This is a genomic window from Glutamicibacter sp. (genome assembly GCF_032154645.1).
Lineage (GTDB): Bacteria > Actinomycetota > Actinomycetes > Actinomycetales > Micrococcaceae > Glutamicibacter.
The window spans coordinates 131,572-149,883 of the sequence record NZ_JALDXV010000006.1; the positions used below are offsets into that span (position 1 = coordinate 131,572).

Sequence of the window (18,312 nt, forward strand, 5' to 3'; positions counted from 1 at the left end):
GAGAAAAGCGCCACGGAATCCGTGGCGCTTTTCTCGTTTATTCGTTGTCTTTAGGCTGATCTGTCGGTTTGGTCCGGTTCAGGGGGCCGTTGTTTCCCGATTCGGCGTCCTTCTCCTTGTCCGAAGATTTACCGATTGGGCCGGGCGCCGCCGGATTCTGCAGTGAATTCGAGGATTCCTCGCTAGGGGTCGGCGTCGGCGTCGGAGTGGGCTCCGGCAGCGGGACCGCCACCGAGATCTTCACCAGGCTGCCTTGAGGCACCTCGGTTCCTGAAGCAGGGTCCTGCTCAAAGAGCGTCCCCGGCTCCTGGGCGCTGGTTTCAACGTCTACGAACTGCACCTGCAGCTTGACGTCGTCGTCCTCCAAAGCCTTGGTTGCTTCATCCTTGCTCATATTCGTCACAGCTGGGACTGTCACCTTGCCGGTGGAGAGGTTCAGGTCGACCTTGGAGCCTGCCTTGACCTTGGAGCCGGCTTCCGGCGAGGTGCCGATGACCCAGTCGGTGGGAACCGTCGCCGAGTTCTCGTGCGTCACCTCGCCGACCTCCAGTCCGGCCTCGCGCAGGGCGTCGCGGGCCGCAGCCTCGGACTGATTCACGATGTCCTTCGGAATGGTGCGCTGTTCCGAACCGTCGGAGATGTACAGCGTGACGGTAGATTCCTTGGAGATTTCCCTGCCGGCCTCCGGGTCGGTGCGGGTGGCGTCGCCCTCGTCGACGTCATCGCTGTATTCATGCTGCACGCTGACCTTGAAGGTCGCAGCGCTCAGCGCCGAGGTGGCCTCGTCTTCAGACATCTTTTCCACCTGAGGCACCGCGACGGGCGCATTGCGCTCCTGTTCGGCCTGGATGGAGCGGAATAGGACGAAACCGGCGATGCCGACGGCGAGCAGGGCCAGGACGATCAGCAGTGCGATCAGCCCGCGGTTCGACTTGCGGTGCACTGGCTCTGCGGGCAGATCGTCGCGTTCGGAGAACACGGGGTTCTCGTTGGTCAACGGGGCCGCCGCAGACAGGGTTTCCGTGGAGTCGTGGGTGCCGTAGATCGGCATGGTGTACGCCGGGACCAGCGCCTCAGCGTATTCGATGCCGTGGGCGGCATCTTCCAGTGCGTGGGCGAACGCACCGGCCGACTGGAAGCGCGCGTCGCGCTCCTTGGCCAGCGCCTTGAGCACGATCACATCGTAGATCGGGTTGACCTGGTCATTTGCTTCGCTGGGCGGGATCGGGTCCTCGCCAACGTGCTGATAGGCCACCGACACGGGAGAGTCGCCGGTAAACGGCGGCTTGTGGGTCAGCAGCTCATAGAACAGGCATCCGGCCGAATAGATGTCGGAGCGGAAATCTACCTGTTCGCCGCGGGCCTGCTCGGGGGAGAAGTACTGTGCGGTGCCCACCACGGCGGCGGTCTGCGTCATGGTGGCGGAGTTGTCCAGCGCCTGGGCGATGCCGAAGTCCATCAGCTTGACGTGCCCGGTGTCGGTGACCATGACGTTGGCGGGCTTGATGTCGCGGTGGACCACATTCTTGCTATGCGAGTGGTCCAGTGCGTCGCAGACGCCGCGCATCAGCTCTACGGCACGCTGCTCATCCACGTCCTCTTCGGCGATGACCTGCTTCAGGGTGCGGCCGGTGACGTATTCCATCACCATGAACGGCAGTTGTTCGCTGCTGGCGTCGGCAGCAGGAAGCTCGCCGGTGTCGAAGACCGCGACGATATTCGGATGGCTCAATCCGGCGACTGCCTTGGCTTCGCGGCGGAAGCGGTTGACGACCATGGGGTTGTTGGCGGTGTCGGCGCGCAGCACCTTCACCGCTACCTTGCGGGCAAGCACCTGATCGATGGCAAGATACACGTCGGCCATGCCGCCTCGGCCGATCAGTGAATGGACCTCATAGCGTCCGTTGATCAGCCGCGGCAGCCCCGGCGGTAGTTGTTCTAGTTCGCTCATTAATTATCGCTTGGAGCTTCTTCTTCGGCGTCGCCGCTAGGGGTGGCGGTCGGCGACTGGGTGGCCTTGAGGGTCGGGGTCGGGGACTCGGAAGGCTCCGGTCCCTTGGAAACGGTCAGCGAAACGCTGGTGCCCGGGGCGACCTCGGAGTTGGCTGCAACGCTCTGCTCCAATACGGTGCCGGCAGGCGACGAGTCATAGACCTCCGAGCCCTTGAGAACTGCAAGACCTGTTTCCTGCAGCAGCGACTGGGCGGCGGTGAAGCTGGTTCCGGTGACCGATGGGACCGTCACGGTCTCCGGTGCTGTTGCATAGACTACGGTGACGGTGGAGCCCTTCTCAACGCTGCCGGTGGGGTTCACCGAGATGACCTCGCCCGGCTGGGCGTCCGAGGATTCCTGCGGCACGTCCTTGACCTTGAGCCCCTGCGACTCGAGTTCGCTGATCACGGCGTCAACATTCTGGCCGACCAGGGTGTTGCTCACCTTGACATACTCGGTGGAGGGAGCCGGCGTCGGGGTTTCGGAGGCGCTTTCGGTCGGCGTGGCCGACGGCGTCTCAGATTCCTCGGTAGGCTCCGTGCTCTGGGTTTCCTCGGAAGATTGGGTGCTTTCGATCGTGGGTGGTGCTTCGTTGTTGGAGTTGTTGTTGAACAGCGGCACGAGCCATGCGGCCAGGGCGATCAGCGCTGCAATCACGATCACGACGATCAACGGAATGATCCAGGGGCTGCGCTTGCGCTCTTCCTCGTATTCCTGCACGTCCTCCTGGTCGAAGCCCGGTGTCTGGGCGGCGTCGGCGCTCGATGCAGAGAATTCCTCAGCTGCGGCGCCGGCAACGACGGTAGGCATCGCATTGGTCATGGCCGGGGCCGAATCGGCTTGGCCGATGGCCTGGGTTGCTGCGTCGTCGAGGTTCATTGCCTGGGTGGCCGCGTCGACGATCCCGGTGGCAAGCATGCCTGGCACCGCGAGGGTTGCGGTGTTCGTGTCTCCGGCGCGCAGCGCATCGGCCGCCTGAGCCAGTGCCGTCGCGTTTTCCGGGCGGTCCGCGGGGTTCTTGGCAAGCATCGACATGATCAACTGGCGCACCGGCGCCGGCACCGACTCGGGCAGCGGCGGCGGTGCGTCGTTGACCTGTGCCAGGGCGATGGCGATCTGCGATTCACCGGTGAACGGGCGGCGTCCTGCCAGGCATTCGTAGCCGATGACGCCCAGGGCGTAGATGTCCGAGCTTCCGGTGGCGTTCTGTCCGGTGGCCTGCTCCGGGGCGAGGTACTGGGCGGTGCCCATGACCTGTCCGGTGGCGGTCAGCGGCACCTGGTCGGCAAGGCGGGCAATGCCGAAGTCGGTGATTTTTACGGTGCCCGACGGCATGACGAGGATGTTGCCGGGCTTGACGTCGCGGTGCACCAGGCCGTGTTCGTGGGCGGCGGCCAGGGCGCGGGCGGTCTGGGCAATCAACGACAGGGTGCGGTCCACGTCCAGCTTGCGCTCGCGCTCGATGATGGTGGACAGCGGCGGGCCCGGGACGAGCTCCATCACCAGGTAGGCGGAGCCCTCTTCCTCGCCGTAGTCGAAGACGCCTGCAATGCCCGGGTGGTTCAGCAGGGCTGTATGGCGGGCCTCGACGCGGAAACGGGTGAGGAACGATTCGTTGTTCGTATATTCCTCTTTGAGAATCTTGATCGCAACAAGGCGCCCAAGTACCTGATCTCGTGCCTTCCAGACCTCGCCCATGCCGCCGATCGCAATGCGATCGGTCAACTTGTAACGACCGCCCAAGGTGGTGCCGGTTACTGGCCTCACTTGTTGAACACCGCCTCTACCATATTCTTCATGATTGCCCCGGCCGTGTTGTGGCCGGTGTTGTAGTCTACTTGCTCGATGGTGACGGTGATTGCCACCTGCGGATCGTCGGCCGGTGCAAAGCCGGTGATCCAGGAATTGACCAAACCAGTTTTGCCGATCTGGGCTGTACCGGTCTTCACGCGAAGATCCACGCCCGGAACCGCTGCGTTCATTGCGGTGCCCGACTGGACCGGACCCTTCATCAGTTCCTTGAGATCGTTCGCCACCTCAGGGGTGGTAGCGGTGGAGAACTTCTCGGGCTTCGGCTGCTCGATAACGCGCAGGTCCGGAGCAATCACCTTTTCCACCATATTCGGCTTCATGATCACTCCGTCGTTCGCGATGGCCATGGCGACCATATTCATCTGCAGCGGGGTGACCTTGTTGTCGAACTGGCCGATCGCCATCAGCGCGAGCTGATCGGCGGTAACGCCGTTGGTCGGGAACACGCTCGGGGTGACAGACTGCGGGATCTCCAACTGCTGGCCAAAGCCAAAGCGCTCGGTGACATCCGCAAATCCTTCCGGACCGACGGCCTGGCTGATCTCGGCGAACGGAGTGTTGCAGCTCTGTGCAAAGATGAAGGCTAGGTCTGCCTCGGACCGCCGGGAGCAGATGCCCTCGACGAAGTTCGGTAGCGGAGCATTGGTTCCCGGAAGGTTCACCTTGGCAGGGTTCTTGATCGGAGTGGTCATATCGAACTTGCCGGATTCAAGCGCCGCAACGGTGCTGAGGATCTTGAAGGAGGAGCCCGGCGCGACAAGGTTGCCGATGGCAGGGTTGACGTACTGGCTCAGCCCGTCGATCTCACTGATCTTCTTGGCGTTCTTTGCCGCCTGCGTGGTGGAGTGCACCGCCAGCTCGTTCGTGTCATAGGTCGGGGTAGAGACCATTGCACGAATCTTGCCGGTCTTCGGCTCGCTGACGATCACGGTGGCGCGCATCGACTTGTCGGGAATTGCATCGTAGGCTGCCTGCTGCAGCTTGCCGTCGATGGTCAGTTCCACCGAGGCACCCTCGGCCTGCTTGCCGGTGAACATGGCGGCCAGGCGGTCGTAGAGCAGATCCGAGCTGGTGCCGGTCAGCCAGTCATTGAGCTTGGACTCCAGCTGGGTGGTGCCGTTGGCCAGCGAGTAGTAGCCGGTCAGGTGTGCATAAAGCTCCGGGTCGGTGTACTTGCGCTGGTAGTTGAACTGCCCGTCGTCGGTTTCCACCGATTCGGCAATTGGCTTGCCGTCGACAAGAATGGCGCCGCGCGGCAGATCGAACTCACGGAACAGCTGACGCTTGTTCAGGGCGTTGTCGTTCAGGGTCTCGGCATTGAAGAACTGAATGTAGCTCAGGCCGCCAAGGCAGACGACAAAGAGCATCGTCAGTGCGACCCATACTCGCTTAATTGCATGATTCAACGCTTGATCACCGCCAGTCGTTCTTTGAGGGTGCTGGACTTAGGCGTTGCAATTTCATCGGTTGGTCCTACCGCGCCGGCAATTGGACGGCGCGCATTGTGGGAGATGAGCAGGAGCAGAGCGATGATGATCCAGTTGGCAAGCAGTGATGAACCGCCGGCGGCCATGAATGGCGTGGCGAGACCGGTCAATGGAATCAACCGGGTCACGCCGCCGATGATGACCACGCACTGCAGGCCAAAGGTGAAGGCAAGTCCGCTGGCGAGCAGCTTGCCGAAGGTATCGCGTGAGCCCAGCGCTGCGCGCAGGCCGCGGGATACCAGCAATAGGTAAAGCAGGATGATGGCGGTGACGCCGATCAGGCCGATCTCTTCACCGAAGGAGGCGATGATCATGTCCGAGTTCGCCAGTGGAACGCGATAGGGCGAACCTCCGCCCAGTCCTGTGCCGAACAGGCCGCCGTCGGCCATGCCGAACAGACCCTCGACGATCTGGGCGCTGCCGCCTCGAGCCTGATAGATCTCGGGGTCGAAGGCGTTGAGCCAGACATTGACGCGGCGCTGGACGTGGCCCATGGTGCTGTAGGCGAAGATACCTCCGGCTGCGACCATCGACAGGCCGATGAGCACCCACGAGATGCGCGAGGTGGCAACGTAGATCATGAGAATGAACAGGCCGAAGAACAGGATGGCGGAGCCGAGGTCGCGCTGGATCACCAGCACGCCGATGGACAGCAGCCAGGCGATGACCATCGGAGCCATGTCTCGCATGCGCGGCAGCTGCAGCGGTCCGAACTTGCGACCTGCCATCAGGATCAAGTCGCGGTTGGAGGACAGGTAGCCGGCGAAGAAGATCGACAGGGTGATCTTTGCAAGCTCACCGGGCTGCAGCGAGAAGCTTCCAACGCGGATCCAAATGCGTGCGCCGTTGATGGTCACACCGAGACCCGGGATCAGCGGGAGCAATAGCAGTCCGATCGAGACGACCAGTGCGATGTAGGTGAAGCGGCGTAGCACGCGGTGGTCCTTGACCGCCCAGAGTACGATGCCCGCGACGAGCACCGCGATGGCCGTCCACATCAGCTGGCGTGCCGACTGCGAGGTACCCTTCGCGATGTCGATTCGGTGGATCATTGCCAGGCCGAGCGAGTTCAGGGCAACCGTAATTGGAAGTATTACTGGATCGGCATATTTGGCAAAAATCCGCAGAAGTACATGGATGATCAGCGCGAGAACAGCCATGATGCTCATCTGGATGATGAAGTTCTTGTTGTCGCTTGTCTCGCTGGCGCTGCCAACGAGGAAGAATGCGGAACCGCCGACACACAGGGCGAGCAGCAGCAGCACTAGTTCGAGATTGCGCCGTGGCACCGGTGCAGTTTGCACATCGGTCATTGCATGATCTCCTGACAATAGGCTGGCAGCGGGGCTTGTGTGTTGTTGGTTTTATTGGTTTCTGGAACCTGGACTGGGCAGTTCTGCTTGGCGGTGACCAGCAGCTCCTGAATGATTGCTTGGGCATGCTCGCGGCTGCTAGCTGAAATCGTTGATTCAACACGCTGGCGCGAATATTCCGGCAGTGCTTCGAGCGGGACCGAACTGACGGTGTCGATTTCCGAAAGCGAAATCGGACCCAGTTCCTGTGGTACACCCTGATAAATGGCGACCTTTCCATCGACGGTGCCGACGAAGTACTGGGTTTGCGTCCACATGTAGCCCCAGACTCCGAAGATCACCACCAACAGCGAAGCCATTGTCAGCAGAATCGGCATCAGCCAGCGTCGGCGCGGCAGCGACTGGTCGATCGGATCCAGCACCTCACCGGCTTCCGAGGAACGGTGCGTGAGCAGCACGGCAGCGCGGCGTTCGCCGGTATGCTGTGTGACCACCGGAATCTGACCGGTTTGGGTGGCCAACTGAGCGGCTCCGACCAACAGGTGGGGCCGCTGGGAAATCTCGTGGCGCAGCAGCGAAGCACTGGCTTCAACATCGCCCTCCGCGGCGATGGTCAGCTGCCCGGTGTCCGGAGCAGGCTCGGACTCGGAGTGTTCGTCGCCGGGCTGCAGGTTGTCCTCGACGACCTCGAACATCACAACGGTGACGTTGTCCGGTGCGCCGTTGCGCAGGGTGACTGCAACAAGGTCGTTGACCGCCTGGTCCATGTCTTCGGTCTGGCGGATGATCTGTTCGACCACCGGCACCGGCACGGCATCGGTCAGGCCGTCGGAGCACAGCATCCAGCGTTCTCCCACCGCGGCGGGCAGCTGCTGGACATCCAGCTCGGGGGAGGCGTCGGAATCGCCAAGCACGCGCAGCAGTACGTTCTTATGCGGGTGGACTTCGGCTTCGGCCTTGCTGATGCGGCCCTCGTCGACAAGGCGCTGCACAAATGTGTGGTCCTTGCTGATTTGCTCAAAGACTCCGTCCTTGAGCCGGTAGGCACGTGAATCGCCGATGTGGGCCATGTGCAAGGTGCTCTGGGAAAGCAGCAATGAGGTCACGGTGGTGCCCATACCCGAAAGCTTCGGGTTGGCACTGACCAGTTCATTGAGCACCAGGTTGGCGGCCTGAATCTCATCCGGCAGCGCATTTTGCGGATCCGGGGTGATGTCGCGGTCCAGATGCACCAGATCCAAGACGGTAGAAGCCGAGGCGACGTCGCCGCCAACGTGTCCGCCCATGCCGTCGGCGAGCACCGCAAGATGGGCTCCGACATAGGCGGAGTCGTCATTCTTCTTGCGGATTCGTCCGACATCGGACTTGGCGGCAAATTTAAACTTCAAAGCCATAGGCTAGGCCTTCAATTCCAGGACAGTCTTCCCGATGCGGATGCGCTGTCCGGGTTCAACTGCCTGGGCACGGGTGAGCTGGGTGTCTCCAACGAAGGTTCCGTTGGTCGAGCCGAGGTCCTCAATGAACCAGCGCGACCCCTGCGGGAACAGTCGTGCGTGGCGGCCCGAAGCATAGTCGTCTTCCAAAACGATGGTTGCATCCTGGGCGCGGCCAAAGAGCAGGGGCTGTCCCTGGAGCTGGATGGTGCGCCCTGCCAGGGGGCCTTCGAGGATCTGCAGGGTGGTGGCCGCCTTGCGCGCTGCCGGCTCCGGCTCGGCGAGCTCGGGGTTCTTCTTGAGCGCGCGGGCGCTTGGTTTTCCGGTGCGTGCGCGCGAACCAATGGCCAGATCGCGGCGCATGGAGCCGACGACGCTCAGGACGAGCAACCAGATGAGGACCAGGAAGCCCAATCGGAAGAGGCTTAGAACGAGGTCATTCATGCACGTTCTCCGTTGTTCGGGGTAATCAGGCGGAAGACAATCTTCGTCTGTCCGATGTTGATGATTGAACCGTCAAATATACGGGTTTCTGAGGAAATCTTCTTCCCGTCCACGTAGGTGCCGTTGGTCGAACCTAAATCGGAAACGACGTAGGTGGATTCTCCGCGGGTCTCAACACGAAGGTGTTGACGGGATACACCAGAATCATCCACAGGGATGTCGGTGCTTGCCGAGCGGCCCAGCACGATCGAGTGGTGGTGCAACGCGTAGCGCTGGCCGTCAACCTCCAAGATCGCCTGCTTTGGAATTGCCGGCGCGGAAGGCTGCGGCTTTGCAGGTGCAACCGACCTTGGCTGGGCGGTGGTTTTTGGAGCCTCTGAAGGATCCGACATCGGCGCAGCGCCGGATGGGCGCGGAGCAGGTTCCCGGACCGGGGCCGATGCCGCAGGTTTCGAGGTCGCGTCCTTGATGGAGCCGTTGATTTCCATTTCACCGATGCGGAAATTCGGGTCAGCTACGAAGTGGATCATGATGTCGCTCTGAACCGAGTAGCCCTGAGTCGTTGCGTGTTCCGCCGTGACCCTGGCAAGTTCATTGACCACTGCAGTTCCCCAACCCTTGGCCGTCTCGAAGTCAGCTTCGCTGAGGGAGACAACAAAATCATTGGGCGCCAGGCTTCGGCCTTCGCTGATTGGCAAAATACCGCGGTCCATTTCATTGCGCAGAGCTGTGGTCAGTTCTACGGGTTTGATTGCACTGGTACTTTTGCCACGAAAGAAGCTAGTGACGACCTTCTCCAAGCCACGTTCGACCTTGTCGAGAAAGCCCATTACTCGTGCCCCTTCCTACTGTTACGTGATGACCATTGAGTCCTCTGCCTGAGGGCCGGGAGTGGCTCGCACGCAGAACTTCAATAGTAGATCTTACTGTTTTCAGCTGGGCAATACCCGGAAATTAGCTGTCTAACGGTTGTTATATCGGGGCGAAAAAACACAGCTCAAATAAATCTTAATGTGGCGCTGACCACAAAGTACCGTTTCGATTAGGAGAACGCCGAAAGTGTGTGTAAGCTATTTCTTGTTGCCGCGAGAGTGGGAACGAAAAAAGAATATGCGCGAGTGGCGGAATTGGTAGACGCGCTGGCTTCAGGTGCCAGTGATCGCAAGGTCGTGGGGGTTCAAGTCCCCCCTCGCGCACAAAAATGAAATGATCCTCAATCAGTTTTGATTGAGGATCATTTGTTTAAATACCTGTGTAAAAACAATCACGGTTTTAATGGCCGAAACTCATCGCATCGTGCCTCAATTGACGCCCGATTGCGCCCGTCAAACTTTTTGCCAGCATGTTGCCTATGGAAAAACGAGAATGACCTCGGATCGTTTGAATGGATCCGAGGTCATCTTGTTCTTGATTATCAACCGTGGAACTTAGCTGGCCGCCAGTGCTGCAAACACCAGGGCGAAGGTGAAAGTGGCCCAGTCGTTGATGAGGTGGGCACCGAAGGAAACCAGGATATTCTTCGTTCTAATGAAGGCTAGGGTTAGGACAATGCGTGCCGAGCCGATGACAAAGATCGCCTGAACGAAATTCCAGCCGTAGGTAGGAAGGTGTGCCGCTCCAAACCAAACGGCAGTGATGATCCATGCCAAAATGATCGAGGTCTTGCGCGAGAGGTGTGCTTTTGAATAGCACCAGTACAGAACGGCGAGGAACGGCAAGATCGTGAAGACCTCTTCGCCGAACAACTGCAAGAAAGTTCCGAGGTAGAAGGCAACGACGTTGATTACGCCGCCATCTACTAGTCCATCGGTGGCTGAATTCGAGGTGAAGCCACCAATTTTTCCACCCGATGCGATCAATGCAACGAGGGCGCTAACCAGCAGGTTGATGAGCCAGAAGATGATCATTGCGCCGTAGTCTCGCGCCTTGAGCGGCCGGAAGATGGCTCGCCAATTTGGCTGGACCAGAATGATGAAGGTCGCCAGTGGAAGCCCTACGAACAAGATTCGGGGGATGAGCATAAGGACTTGGCTCTCGAAGCCGATGAAGCTGAGGGCGGCAAACCCTGCGACCGAAGCGAGGATGATGGCAAGCCACTTCCATGTTTCGACCTTCTGGGGAAGCAGGTTGTAGAACGGGAAATCAGCGTCGTCGTTTCGTTCAATGATTGAGCCAAAGCGGAGATTGCTCCGTGTCATCTTTGGTACGCCTTTCGCGAGGGAGGATCCATACAGCCGCCAGTTGTCTGGGAGGGTCTTGGGGCCCTGCTGGAAAGCTACCTTAAATATGATCTGTGGGGCGAAGGATGTAAATACCCAAATGAACATCTACTTCTACGGTATGTAGAAATTCATCCTTGCGTATCATTCGGTTGCATTCGCGGTCATCCTCATGAGGTATAGAAACGTTTTTCGCGGCGTTGTTTCTAGGTTTTAACACCGCTCACCTTGTGGATTCAGCAGCTCAACGCCGGTGATTGCTGGACCTGTTTCCCTTTATTGAAATTTAAAGGCGCATTGCCGATCGGGTTCGTCGCAGATTGGTGGCAAACCGCGGACGAAGACTAGTCTCGGACCGGCTGGCTAGTTCGTGCACCCCTGGGTCTTCTGCCCATGGCAATGACGAGGAATGCAGCGGCGACGATTAGTGCGGCGATGCCCACGACATAGCCGAGCACCGGTGCCCAGCCTCCCTGGATATGAGGGTTGAGGAATGGGTACGGGTACCACCAAGGTAGGCCGGTGGCCGGGGCGATGGTCAATGGGCCGCGGATGAACGTGTAAATGAGCCAGAACAGCGGGAAGGCCAGTGCGATCGATGCATCTTTCCACGGCAGGGCTCTGGTGCTTCGGGCGAACAGGGAATCTATCAGCATGTAGGCAGGGCCGATGGTATGAAGGATTTCATTCGACCATGGCACGGTAGTTCCTTGGTCCAGTGCGATGCTGCGCAGCAGCAGGTTGTATACCAGTCCGGTGATGATCATATAGGTTGCCGCGCAGGCGAGAAGGCGGGCCAGCCAGCGCGGCTCCTGGGCGCCGGGTGTTCGAACCGCCATCCATGTCGACGCCGTCAGCAGAGCAATGGCGCACAAAAGATTGGACAAGATCGTGAAGTAGCTGAAGAAATTGACCATGGTGGTCGTCAGATCACGCTGCAGCGCCACCGTGAAGGCCATTGTTGCCTGGGCCTGGGCTGCGATGGCGGCAATGATTGCCATCCCGATCAGGGCGCGTGCGATCAGCCAGCCAAACCATGCTCCAGGGTGAACTTCGGTCATTGTGCTGCTTCTCGTTCTATTGAAAATACGACATCTGACATGTCGGAACTTACCATGATAACTGGTGCTTTAGGGGTGGCGGCGGATAAAATTCATCTCGGCAAGTTTCGAGCTGAAGGTGGAATCCATGGCCGTCAATAACAAGGTAATTGAACTGACCGGTACTGTCAGGACCGTTGCAGGGCGTAAGATTCTGGAATTTGATGAGAACTCCAGCCTCCAGCTACCCAGCCGCGGCCAGGTAGCCGTCGATGTGCTTGGTCCCACGGGTGCTGTGACGGCAGTGCTGGAACCGGACGGCCGCAAGGGGCACTGGGTAGCCATCGACGGCAGCGGCCCACTGGTGATTGAGGCGGCGGACGGCGACAGCCTCCAATTGCAGGTCGAGACCGGCGCTGCCTGGCCGGAGGCCACAGTCCCGGCCGACCTTGCCCAGGCGCTGGAAGCCGCACCGGAACTGGATGAAACGTGGCAGTCGTTGACGCCCATGGCCCGCTGGGAATGGGTGCGCTGGGTCGGCGCCACAAGCAACCCGGCAACCCGAAACCGCCGTGTAGAGGTCAGCATCTCCAAGCTGCGCGACGGCAAACGCCGGCCGTGCTGTTTCGACCTGTCCTCCTGCACGGATCCGGAGCTGGCCAAAAGCGGCAAGCTCATCTCCTAGCCCAACGGCACCCAGCGCATCAGGTAATAGCTGTCGATTTCGGGTTCCGGGTCGAAAATCAGACCGAGCATGCCGGTGGACATCACCGTCAGCCCAATGACAATTAACAAGACGACGACGGTGGTGGCCACGGTGAAAAACTTGGTACCGCGCTTCACCTAACCGTGTTCCTTTGCGTCGGTGGAGCCTCGGACCATTAGCTCGCTGGGAAGGGTCGACTGCAGCTCCTGCGGGGTGCCCCCGTCAAGGATCCTACGCAGCTTCAAGGCGGCCTGACGCCCCATCTCGGTGGCGTTCAGGCGGACGCTGGTGATGCCCGGATTCGACGTGGCTGAATAGGGTAGGTCGTCGAATCCTGCCACGGCAAGCTGCGCGGGGATCTCGATCCCCAGTTTTCGCGCGGCGTGCAGTACGCCGAAGGCGTGGTTGTCGGTGGCGCAACCCAGCGCCGTGACGCCATTTGCATGCCAGGAAGCCCAGCGCTGCTCAAAGAGCTGAGAGGCTACGTTGACATCGATCATGCAGCTGTCGATGGACGTGGGCAGAACTTCAATCCCATAACGCTCGGCGGCGGCGAGGAATGCTTCACGGCGCACCGTCAGGGTGTCGGTTCCGGTGCTTGCATCGAGATAGGCGGCCTTGGTGTGGCCCAGCTTGGCGAAGTGGGCAACGACGTCTTCGGCACCCTGGCAGACGTCCATATTCACTGCCGGAATCGCGGAATCGATCTGCGGGGCGTCCAGGGCCACCAATGGCAGGGGACCGGAGAGATCGTCCAGGAATTCCTGCGTTGGAGCATGGACCAGCAGGCCGGCGGGGCGCAGTCCGAGCAGCCTGCGTGTTTCTGCGGCGCTGGGGGAGATGCCCGCATCGGTCACGGAGAGCAGCAGCTGATAGTCGTTGCCGAGCACCGAACGGACGCCGGCGATGACCTTCGCAAAGAACGGGTTGGAAATGTCCGGAGCCACCAGTATCACCAGCGAGCTGACTCCCTTGGCCAGCGAGCTGCCGATGCTGTCCACGTAATATCCAAGTTCGCGGATCGCCTCGCGCACTCGCTCCTCATTTTTCTTGGAGACCCGGCCGCTGGACTTGCCGTTGGCCACGAGCGAGACCGTTGCCGTCGACACCCCGGCATGCTCGGCGACCATGGCCGCCGTCACCCGGCGTGCTGCGTGCTTCATTGCAGGCTTTCCCTCACTGATCATGCAACCATACTAGTTTGCTTTGCTATAGATGCGGAGTATTAGTTAAGCGTTTGACGAAGTTGGTGGTTTGCCGGAAGATTTATGAGTGAACCCAAACGACAAAGCTCAAGGACGCGCTATGGACCATGTTGCAACCGCGCCGCGGAAGATTATTTTGGACTGCGACCCGGGGCACGACGATGCTGTGGCAATGCTGCTGGCCCACGGAAGCCCGAAGATTGAGCTGCTGGCGGTGACCACAGTCGCCGGAAACCAGACACTGGACAAGGTCACCGCCAACGCACTGGCGGTAGGAACCATTGCTGGAATCACGAATGTCCCCTTCGCCGCGGGCTGCCCGCGTCCGCTGGTGCGCGAGGTGGAAACAGCCGGCGATGTGCACGGAGACTCGGGAATGGACGGGCCGGCCCAGCCTGCCCCGCGCATCGAGCTGGACGATCGCCACGCAGTGGATCTGATCATCGAAACGATCATGGCGCACGCCCCGGGCGAGATTACCCTGGTGCCCACCGGGGCGCTGACGAATATCGCGCTCGCCGTGCGCAAGGAGCCGCGCATTGTTGAGCGGGTGCGAGAGGTGGTGCTGATGGGCGGCGGCTACCATACCGGCAACTGGAGCGCGGTGGCCGAATTCAACATCAAGATCGACCCGGAAGCCGCCCATATCGTCTTCAATGAGCCGTGGCCGGTGGTGATGGTGGGCCTCGACCTCACCCATCAGGCGCTGGCCACCAAGGACGTGGTGCAGCGCATCGAGCAGATCGGCACCGGGCCGGCCAGATTTGTCCGCGAACTCATGGACTTCTTCGCCCAGGCCTACCGGGATACCCAGGGATTCAATGCGCCGCCGGTCCACGACCCCTGCGCCGTCGCCTATGTGATCGACCCCGAGGTGGTGCGCACAGTCAAGGCGCCGGTCAGCGTCGAGCTGCGCGGCGAGTTGACCCTTGGAATGACTGTCACCGACTTCCGTGCGCCGGCCAGCGAGGACTGTCACACATCGGTGGCGGTGGATCTGGACCACGGCGGATTCTGGGACCTGGTGGTCGACGCGCTGCAGCGCATCGGGGAAGTGCCCCTTGAAAAGTAAAAAGTAGTGGTCAACACATTGAAGATTCACTAAAAAGTGACTGCCATCAATGCACAAAGCTTCCAGCGTTCCATAGACTGAAGATCAGTGGATATTCATTGAAACGAAGGTTGTGAGATGGCAGAAAAAACTCCGCACCAGAACGTGAGATTTGAATCGGCGGGAACCGAGGCGCACGGGTATCTGGCGCTGCCTGAATCCGGTTCCGGTCCCGGTGTTATCGTCATCCAGGAATGGTGGGGGCTGACCGACCACATCCGCGACGTGGCGGACCGCCTTGCGGCCCAGGGCTTCGTCGCGCTCGCACCTGACCTGTTCGGCGGATGGATCACCCACGACGGCGACGAGGCGGCCGACATGATGTCGCGGCTGCCCGAAGAAAAGGGTGCAGAACTCCTCGCCGGCGCGGTGGAATACCTCCTGGCCAGCGAGGCCGTTACCAGCTCCAAGCTCGGCGTGATCGGCTTCTGCATGGGCGGTGGATTCGTCCTGCAGCTGGCTGCCCAGCAGGGGGAGAAGATCGCCGCCGCCGTTCCGTTCTACGGCGTGGGCCAGGGCGTCCCCAATGATTTCAGCGGCGTCCGCGCCGCCATCCAGGGGCACTACGCGAACTTCGACGACTTCTATCCGGTGGCCGAGGCGCACCGGCAGGAAGAGCAGATCCGCGCGGAGTCCGGAGCAGAGGTCAACTACTTCTACTACGACGGCAAGCACGCCTTCCACAACGACGAAAACCCCGCCGGAAACTACGATCCGGCCCTCGCGCAGCTGGCCTTTGAGCGCGCCGTAGACTTTTTGCGAGAAAAAGTCTCCTAAAACCCATAAAGTGGTATGCATCACTTAAGAACTCATCACTAAATAAGGAGAACTGGAATGTCAGAGACCATCATCGTTGGAGTCGACGGTTCGGAAACCGCGCAGCGTGCAGCACGCCGTGCAGCTGAGCTGTCCCTCAAGCTGGATGCCGAATTGGTAGTCATCACCGCCCACGCTTCGGACAACACCGAGGTTGTATCCATCGGTTCAGATACCTGGATCCTGGACGACGCAGAGCAGGCACGCAAGCTGGCTCAGCGCGTAGCGGCAGATGTCGAAGCTTCCGTTCCGGGTGCCAAGATCACCGCAGCGGCGGGCCACGGCAAGCCAGGCGATGTACTGATCTCAGAGGCTGAGGACCGCAAGGCTTCGATGATCGTCGTCGGCAACGTCGGCATGAAGGGCCTGGGCCGCGTGCTCGGTTCCGTCGCTTCCTCGGTAGCCCACTCGGCTCCATGCGACGTGCTGGTCGTCAAGACCGATAAGTAGGCATCAGCGCGCTGGCGGGCACTACGGTGCCCGCCAGCTGCGTTTAACCCGTAGGCTTAAGTACGTGCAAAAACTTCGAGTCTCTTTCGTCGCAGGCGTCACCCCGGGCAAGTGGATGGATCGATTCACCGAACGCTACCCCGAGGTCGAACTGGCGGCGAGCCGCCAGGACTTCGGCGATATCCTCGACCAGCTGGCCAACGACCAGGCGGATGTGGTGTTCGTCCGCTACCGCGGCGAATCGCCCAAGGACGCCACCCGCCACGTGATCCCCCTGTATGAAGAGCTGGAAGTGCTCTGCGCGGCCAAGGACCACGATGTCGAGTACTACGAAGAGACCATCCCCGAAGAGACGGCCGCCAGCTTCCCTCAGGTAGACCTTGCCGACTACCCGGAAGAGGTCGGCGGCATCCCCACCGCCATGGAGGTCGTCGCCTCCGGCGCCCAGGTGCTGCGCGTCCCGCAGTCCGTGGCCCGGCTCTTCCACCGCAAGGACGTCATCTACCGCGTCATCGAACCCGGTGCGCCGAGCATGATCGGCATCGCCTGGCCCACCGCCATGGAAGACACCCGCATGGTCGACGAGTTCATTGGCATTGTGCGCGGACGCAGCGCCAACTCCTCGCGGCAGACCTCGGTACGCAACAGCGAGCAGCAGGCCAAACGGATCAACGACAAGAAAAAGGCAGTGGCCAAGGCCAAGGCGCAGGAAGCCGCGAAAAAGGCGAAACAGCAGGCCAAGAAGCAGGCGCGCAGTGGTTCCAAGGGCCGCAAGCGCCGCTGAAGCTAGTGGGTGATCCACAACTCATGAGAGAGTTTGCTTATGTTGCAATTCGATACCCTGTCGCTGTCCGCCAAGGACCAGGCGCTCATTTTGACCATCAACCAGCCCAAGAGCATGAATGCGCTGGCCCGCGAGGTAGTCAACGACCTCGAAGCATTTCTGGACTGGTTTGAGACCACGGGATTCGAATACCGCGGGGTGGTCATCACCGGCGCCGGGGAGAAGTCATTCGTCGCCGGGGCGAACATCGTGCAGATGAATACCATGGACGAGGCGGCCTTCATCGCCTACGCCAGGCAGATGCACGCTGTCACCGAACGACTCGAGGCGCTGCAGGTGCCGGTGATCGCGGCTGTAAACGGCTTTGCCCTGGGCGGCGGCTGCGAGCTGGCGCTGGCCTGCGACTTCATCTACGCCTCGGAGCGGGCAAGCTTCGGCCAGCCGGAGGTCAACCTGGGCCTGGTGCCCGGATTCGGCGGCTCCGTGCGCCTGCCGCAGCGCGTAGGCAAGGCCATGGCCCGCGAACTGATCTTCACCGGCCGGCGGATCAAGGCCGACGAGGCGCTGCGCATCGGCCTGGCTAACCGGGTCCTCCCGGCCGATCAGCTCATCGACGCGGCGGCGGCGGCCATCGCCGAGATCGCGGCGGTGTCGCCGACCGCGGTAGCCATTGCTAAGCGGGCCATGGTGTCAATGGACGGCCTGAATACCCACGACGCCCTGGCCGCGGAAGCAGAAGCCTTCATCGCCGCCTATCACACCGAGGATTCGGTGGAGGGCCGGGCGGCCTTCGTCGAAAAACGCGCCGCCATCTTCCCCGGAAAATGAGGATGCACTACGGGCCGCACCCGGATCAGTGGGTTCAGTACCACGCCCCCGAGCACACCACGGCCGATGGGGCGGTGCTGATCATCCACGGCGGGTATTGGCGCGAGAAATACACGGCGGACCTCGGGACCCCCTTGGCCGAGGACCTGGCCGCACGCGGGATCCCCGCCTACAACCTTGAATACCGGCGCGGGGCGGGCAGCGCTGCAAGGATGCTCGCCGATGCGAAGCTGGCGGTGGGACTGATCAGCCAGGAAGGCCCGATCACCGTCATCGGCCACTCCGCCGGGGGACACCTCGGCGCCCTGCTGGCGGCCCACGATCCGCGCATCACCCAGGTGATCAGCCAGGCGGGGCTGCTGGATTTGGGGCTGGCACAGCAGCTGAAGCTGAGCAGCGATGCGGTGGACGAGCTGCTGGGGGATGAGCCGCTGGCGAAGTACGACCCGGTGGAATTATGGCCGGTGGCGGCCCGTGTCATAATCTTTCATGGACGCGAGGACGCGGATGTGCCGGTCAAGATCGCGCGGCGCGCAGCCCAAAAGGCCGCGGCGCTGGGGCAGGAACACAGCTTCACGCTTTTCGACGGGGACCACTTCACCTGGATCGATCCGCACAGCAGCCACTGGGCGGCCTGCGTGAGGGCGCTGTCGCCCGTGCACTATTAAAGGA

Annotated in this window: 18 protein-coding genes and 1 tRNA gene; 8 read left to right on the forward strand and 11 right to left on the reverse strand. The window is 61.1% G+C overall.

What is annotated here, in order from left to right; translation table 11 throughout:
* Positions 1 to 37: 37 nt before the first annotated feature.
* The 7 genes from pknB to RUH64_RS07575 are packed head-to-tail and all read right to left on the reverse strand — an operon-like array spanning position 38 to position 9,311.
* Entirely contained in the window at positions 38 to 1,951 is a 1,914-nt protein-coding gene (gene pknB, locus RUH64_RS07545) for a Stk1 family PASTA domain-containing Ser/Thr kinase (protein WP_313812545.1), read from the reverse strand.
* Positions 1,951 to 3,759: a protein kinase domain-containing protein gene (locus RUH64_RS07550; protein WP_313812546.1), complete on the reverse strand. Its 1,809-nt coding sequence runs from the start codon at positions 3,757 to 3,759 to the stop codon at positions 1,951 to 1,953. The genes pknB and RUH64_RS07550 overlap by 1 nt, the downstream gene beginning before the upstream one ends.
* Entirely contained in the window at positions 3,756 to 5,210 is a 1,455-nt protein-coding gene (locus RUH64_RS07555; RefSeq protein ID WP_313812548.1) for a penicillin-binding transpeptidase domain-containing protein, read from the reverse strand. Before RUH64_RS07555 ends, RUH64_RS07550 begins: the two co-directional genes overlap by 4 nt.
* Positions 5,207 to 6,604: an FtsW/RodA/SpoVE family cell cycle protein gene (locus RUH64_RS07560; RefSeq protein ID WP_313812549.1), complete on the reverse strand. Its 1,398-nt coding sequence runs from the start codon at positions 6,602 to 6,604 to the stop codon at positions 5,207 to 5,209. The genes RUH64_RS07555 and RUH64_RS07560 overlap by 4 nt, the downstream gene beginning before the upstream one ends.
* Positions 6,601 to 7,998 carry a protein phosphatase 2C domain-containing protein gene (locus tag RUH64_RS07565; RefSeq protein ID WP_313812551.1) on the reverse strand — a complete coding sequence of 466 codons (1,398 nt, stop codon included), beginning with the start codon at positions 7,996 to 7,998 and terminating at the stop codon, positions 6,601 to 6,603. Before RUH64_RS07565 ends, RUH64_RS07560 begins: the two co-directional genes overlap by 4 nt.
* 3 nt (positions 7,999 to 8,001) lie before the next feature.
* Positions 8,002 to 8,481, reverse strand: a complete 480-nt coding sequence (locus tag RUH64_RS07570) for an FHA domain-containing protein (protein ID WP_313812553.1) — start codon at positions 8,479 to 8,481, stop codon at positions 8,002 to 8,004.
* Positions 8,478 to 9,311 carry an FhaA domain-containing protein gene (locus RUH64_RS07575; protein ID WP_313812555.1) on the reverse strand — a complete coding sequence of 278 codons (834 nt, stop codon included), beginning with the start codon at positions 9,309 to 9,311 and terminating at the stop codon, positions 8,478 to 8,480. Before RUH64_RS07575 ends, RUH64_RS07570 begins: the two co-directional genes overlap by 4 nt.
* Before the next feature lie 282 nt (positions 9,312 to 9,593).
* Between RUH64_RS07575 and RUH64_RS07580 the strand changes: the two genes are divergently transcribed.
* Positions 9,594 to 9,677: transfer RNA gene (locus tag RUH64_RS07580), tRNA-Leu, on the forward strand.
* A 231-nt stretch (positions 9,678 to 9,908) separates the two neighbouring features.
* Here the strand turns inward: RUH64_RS07580 and RUH64_RS07585 are convergent.
* Together RUH64_RS07585 and RUH64_RS07590 are read right to left on the reverse strand one after the other, a co-directional pair.
* Positions 9,909 to 10,679, reverse strand: coding sequence for a CPBP family intramembrane glutamic endopeptidase (locus RUH64_RS07585; RefSeq protein ID WP_313812557.1), 771 nt, complete (start codon positions 10,677 to 10,679; stop codon positions 9,909 to 9,911).
* A gap of 365 nt (positions 10,680 to 11,044) precedes the next feature.
* On the reverse strand, positions 11,045 to 11,761 hold the full coding sequence (locus tag RUH64_RS07590) for a Pr6Pr family membrane protein (protein ID WP_313812559.1): 717 nt from the start codon (positions 11,759 to 11,761) through the stop codon (positions 11,045 to 11,047).
* Between the two features lie 127 nt (positions 11,762 to 11,888).
* Here RUH64_RS07590 and RUH64_RS07595 point away from each other — a divergent pair, with 127 nt between their 5' ends.
* Complete coding sequence (locus RUH64_RS07595; RefSeq protein ID WP_313812561.1) at positions 11,889 to 12,425, forward strand: YdeI/OmpD-associated family protein; 537 nt, start codon at positions 11,889 to 11,891, stop codon at positions 12,423 to 12,425.
* On the opposite strand, the gene RUH64_RS07600 is transcribed toward RUH64_RS07595, so the two are convergent.
* The gene (locus RUH64_RS07600; RefSeq protein ID WP_313812563.1) at positions 12,422 to 12,583 is read right to left on the reverse strand and encodes a hypothetical protein; all 162 of its coding nucleotides are present in this window, start codon (positions 12,581 to 12,583) and stop codon (positions 12,422 to 12,424) included. The genes RUH64_RS07595 and RUH64_RS07600 overlap by 4 nt on opposite strands.
* Entirely contained in the window at positions 12,584 to 13,633 is a 1,050-nt protein-coding gene (locus RUH64_RS07605) for a LacI family DNA-binding transcriptional regulator (RefSeq protein WP_313812565.1), read from the reverse strand.
* 118 nt (positions 13,634 to 13,751) lie between these two features.
* On the opposite strand from RUH64_RS07605, the gene RUH64_RS07610 reads away from it, so the two are divergent.
* From RUH64_RS07610 to RUH64_RS07635, 6 genes are all read left to right on the forward strand, one after another.
* Complete coding sequence (locus RUH64_RS07610) at positions 13,752 to 14,723, forward strand: nucleoside hydrolase (protein WP_313812567.1); 972 nt, start codon at positions 13,752 to 13,754, stop codon at positions 14,721 to 14,723.
* A gap of 117 nt (positions 14,724 to 14,840) precedes the next feature.
* Complete coding sequence (locus RUH64_RS07615; RefSeq protein WP_313812569.1) at positions 14,841 to 15,539, forward strand: dienelactone hydrolase family protein; 699 nt, start codon at positions 14,841 to 14,843, stop codon at positions 15,537 to 15,539.
* A 57-nt stretch (positions 15,540 to 15,596) separates the two neighbouring features.
* Complete coding sequence (locus RUH64_RS07620) at positions 15,597 to 16,028, forward strand: universal stress protein (protein WP_313812571.1); 432 nt, start codon at positions 15,597 to 15,599, stop codon at positions 16,026 to 16,028.
* Between the two features lie 64 nt (positions 16,029 to 16,092).
* Entirely contained in the window at positions 16,093 to 16,812 is a 720-nt protein-coding gene (locus RUH64_RS07625; protein WP_313812573.1) for a substrate-binding domain-containing protein, read from the forward strand.
* Between the two features lie 39 nt (positions 16,813 to 16,851).
* A complete protein-coding gene (locus RUH64_RS07630; RefSeq protein WP_313812575.1) occupies positions 16,852 to 17,640 on the forward strand; it encodes an enoyl-CoA hydratase-related protein in 789 nt (262 codons plus the stop codon).
* Positions 17,637 to 18,308, forward strand: a complete 672-nt coding sequence (locus tag RUH64_RS07635) for an alpha/beta hydrolase (protein WP_313812577.1) — start codon at positions 17,637 to 17,639, stop codon at positions 18,306 to 18,308. The genes RUH64_RS07630 and RUH64_RS07635 overlap by 4 nt, the downstream gene beginning before the upstream one ends.
* Positions 18,309 to 18,312: the final 4 nt, after the last annotated feature.

Bases quoted from the DNA above. Each gene is read 5' to 3' on its own strand.
- pknB (WP_313812545.1), bottom strand. From the start codon at position 1,951: ATGAGCGAACTAGAACAACTACCGCCGGGGCTGCCGCGGCTGATCAAC.
- RUH64_RS07560 (WP_313812549.1), bottom strand. From the start codon at position 6,604: ATGACCGATGTGCAAACTGCACCGGTGCCACGGCGCAATCTCGAACTA.
- RUH64_RS07565 (WP_313812551.1), bottom strand. From the start codon at position 7,998: ATGGCTTTGAAGTTTAAATTTGCCGCCAAGTCCGATGTCGGACGAATC.
- RUH64_RS07570 (WP_313812553.1), bottom strand. From the start codon at position 8,481: ATGAATGACCTCGTTCTAAGCCTCTTCCGATTGGGCTTCCTGGTCCTC.
- RUH64_RS07575 (WP_313812555.1), bottom strand. From the start codon at position 9,311: ATGGGCTTTCTCGACAAGGTCGAACGTGGCTTGGAGAAGGTCGTCACT.
- RUH64_RS07585 (WP_313812557.1), bottom strand. From the start codon at position 10,679: ATGACACGGAGCAATCTCCGCTTTGGCTCAATCATTGAACGAAACGAC.
- RUH64_RS07590 (WP_313812559.1), bottom strand. From the start codon at position 11,761: ATGACCGAAGTTCACCCTGGAGCATGGTTTGGCTGGCTGATCGCACGC.
- RUH64_RS07595 (WP_313812561.1), top strand. From the start codon at position 11,889: ATGGCCGTCAATAACAAGGTAATTGAACTGACCGGTACTGTCAGGACC.
- RUH64_RS07605 (WP_313812565.1), bottom strand. From the start codon at position 13,633: ATGATCAGTGAGGGAAAGCCTGCAATGAAGCACGCAGCACGCCGGGTG.
- RUH64_RS07610 (WP_313812567.1), top strand. From the start codon at position 13,752: ATGGACCATGTTGCAACCGCGCCGCGGAAGATTATTTTGGACTGCGAC.
- RUH64_RS07615 (WP_313812569.1), top strand. From the start codon at position 14,841: ATGGCAGAAAAAACTCCGCACCAGAACGTGAGATTTGAATCGGCGGGA.
- RUH64_RS07620 (WP_313812571.1), top strand. From the start codon at position 15,597: ATGTCAGAGACCATCATCGTTGGAGTCGACGGTTCGGAAACCGCGCAG.
- RUH64_RS07630 (WP_313812575.1), top strand. From the start codon at position 16,852: ATGTTGCAATTCGATACCCTGTCGCTGTCCGCCAAGGACCAGGCGCTC.
- RUH64_RS07635 (WP_313812577.1), top strand. From the start codon at position 17,637: ATGAGGATGCACTACGGGCCGCACCCGGATCAGTGGGTTCAGTACCAC.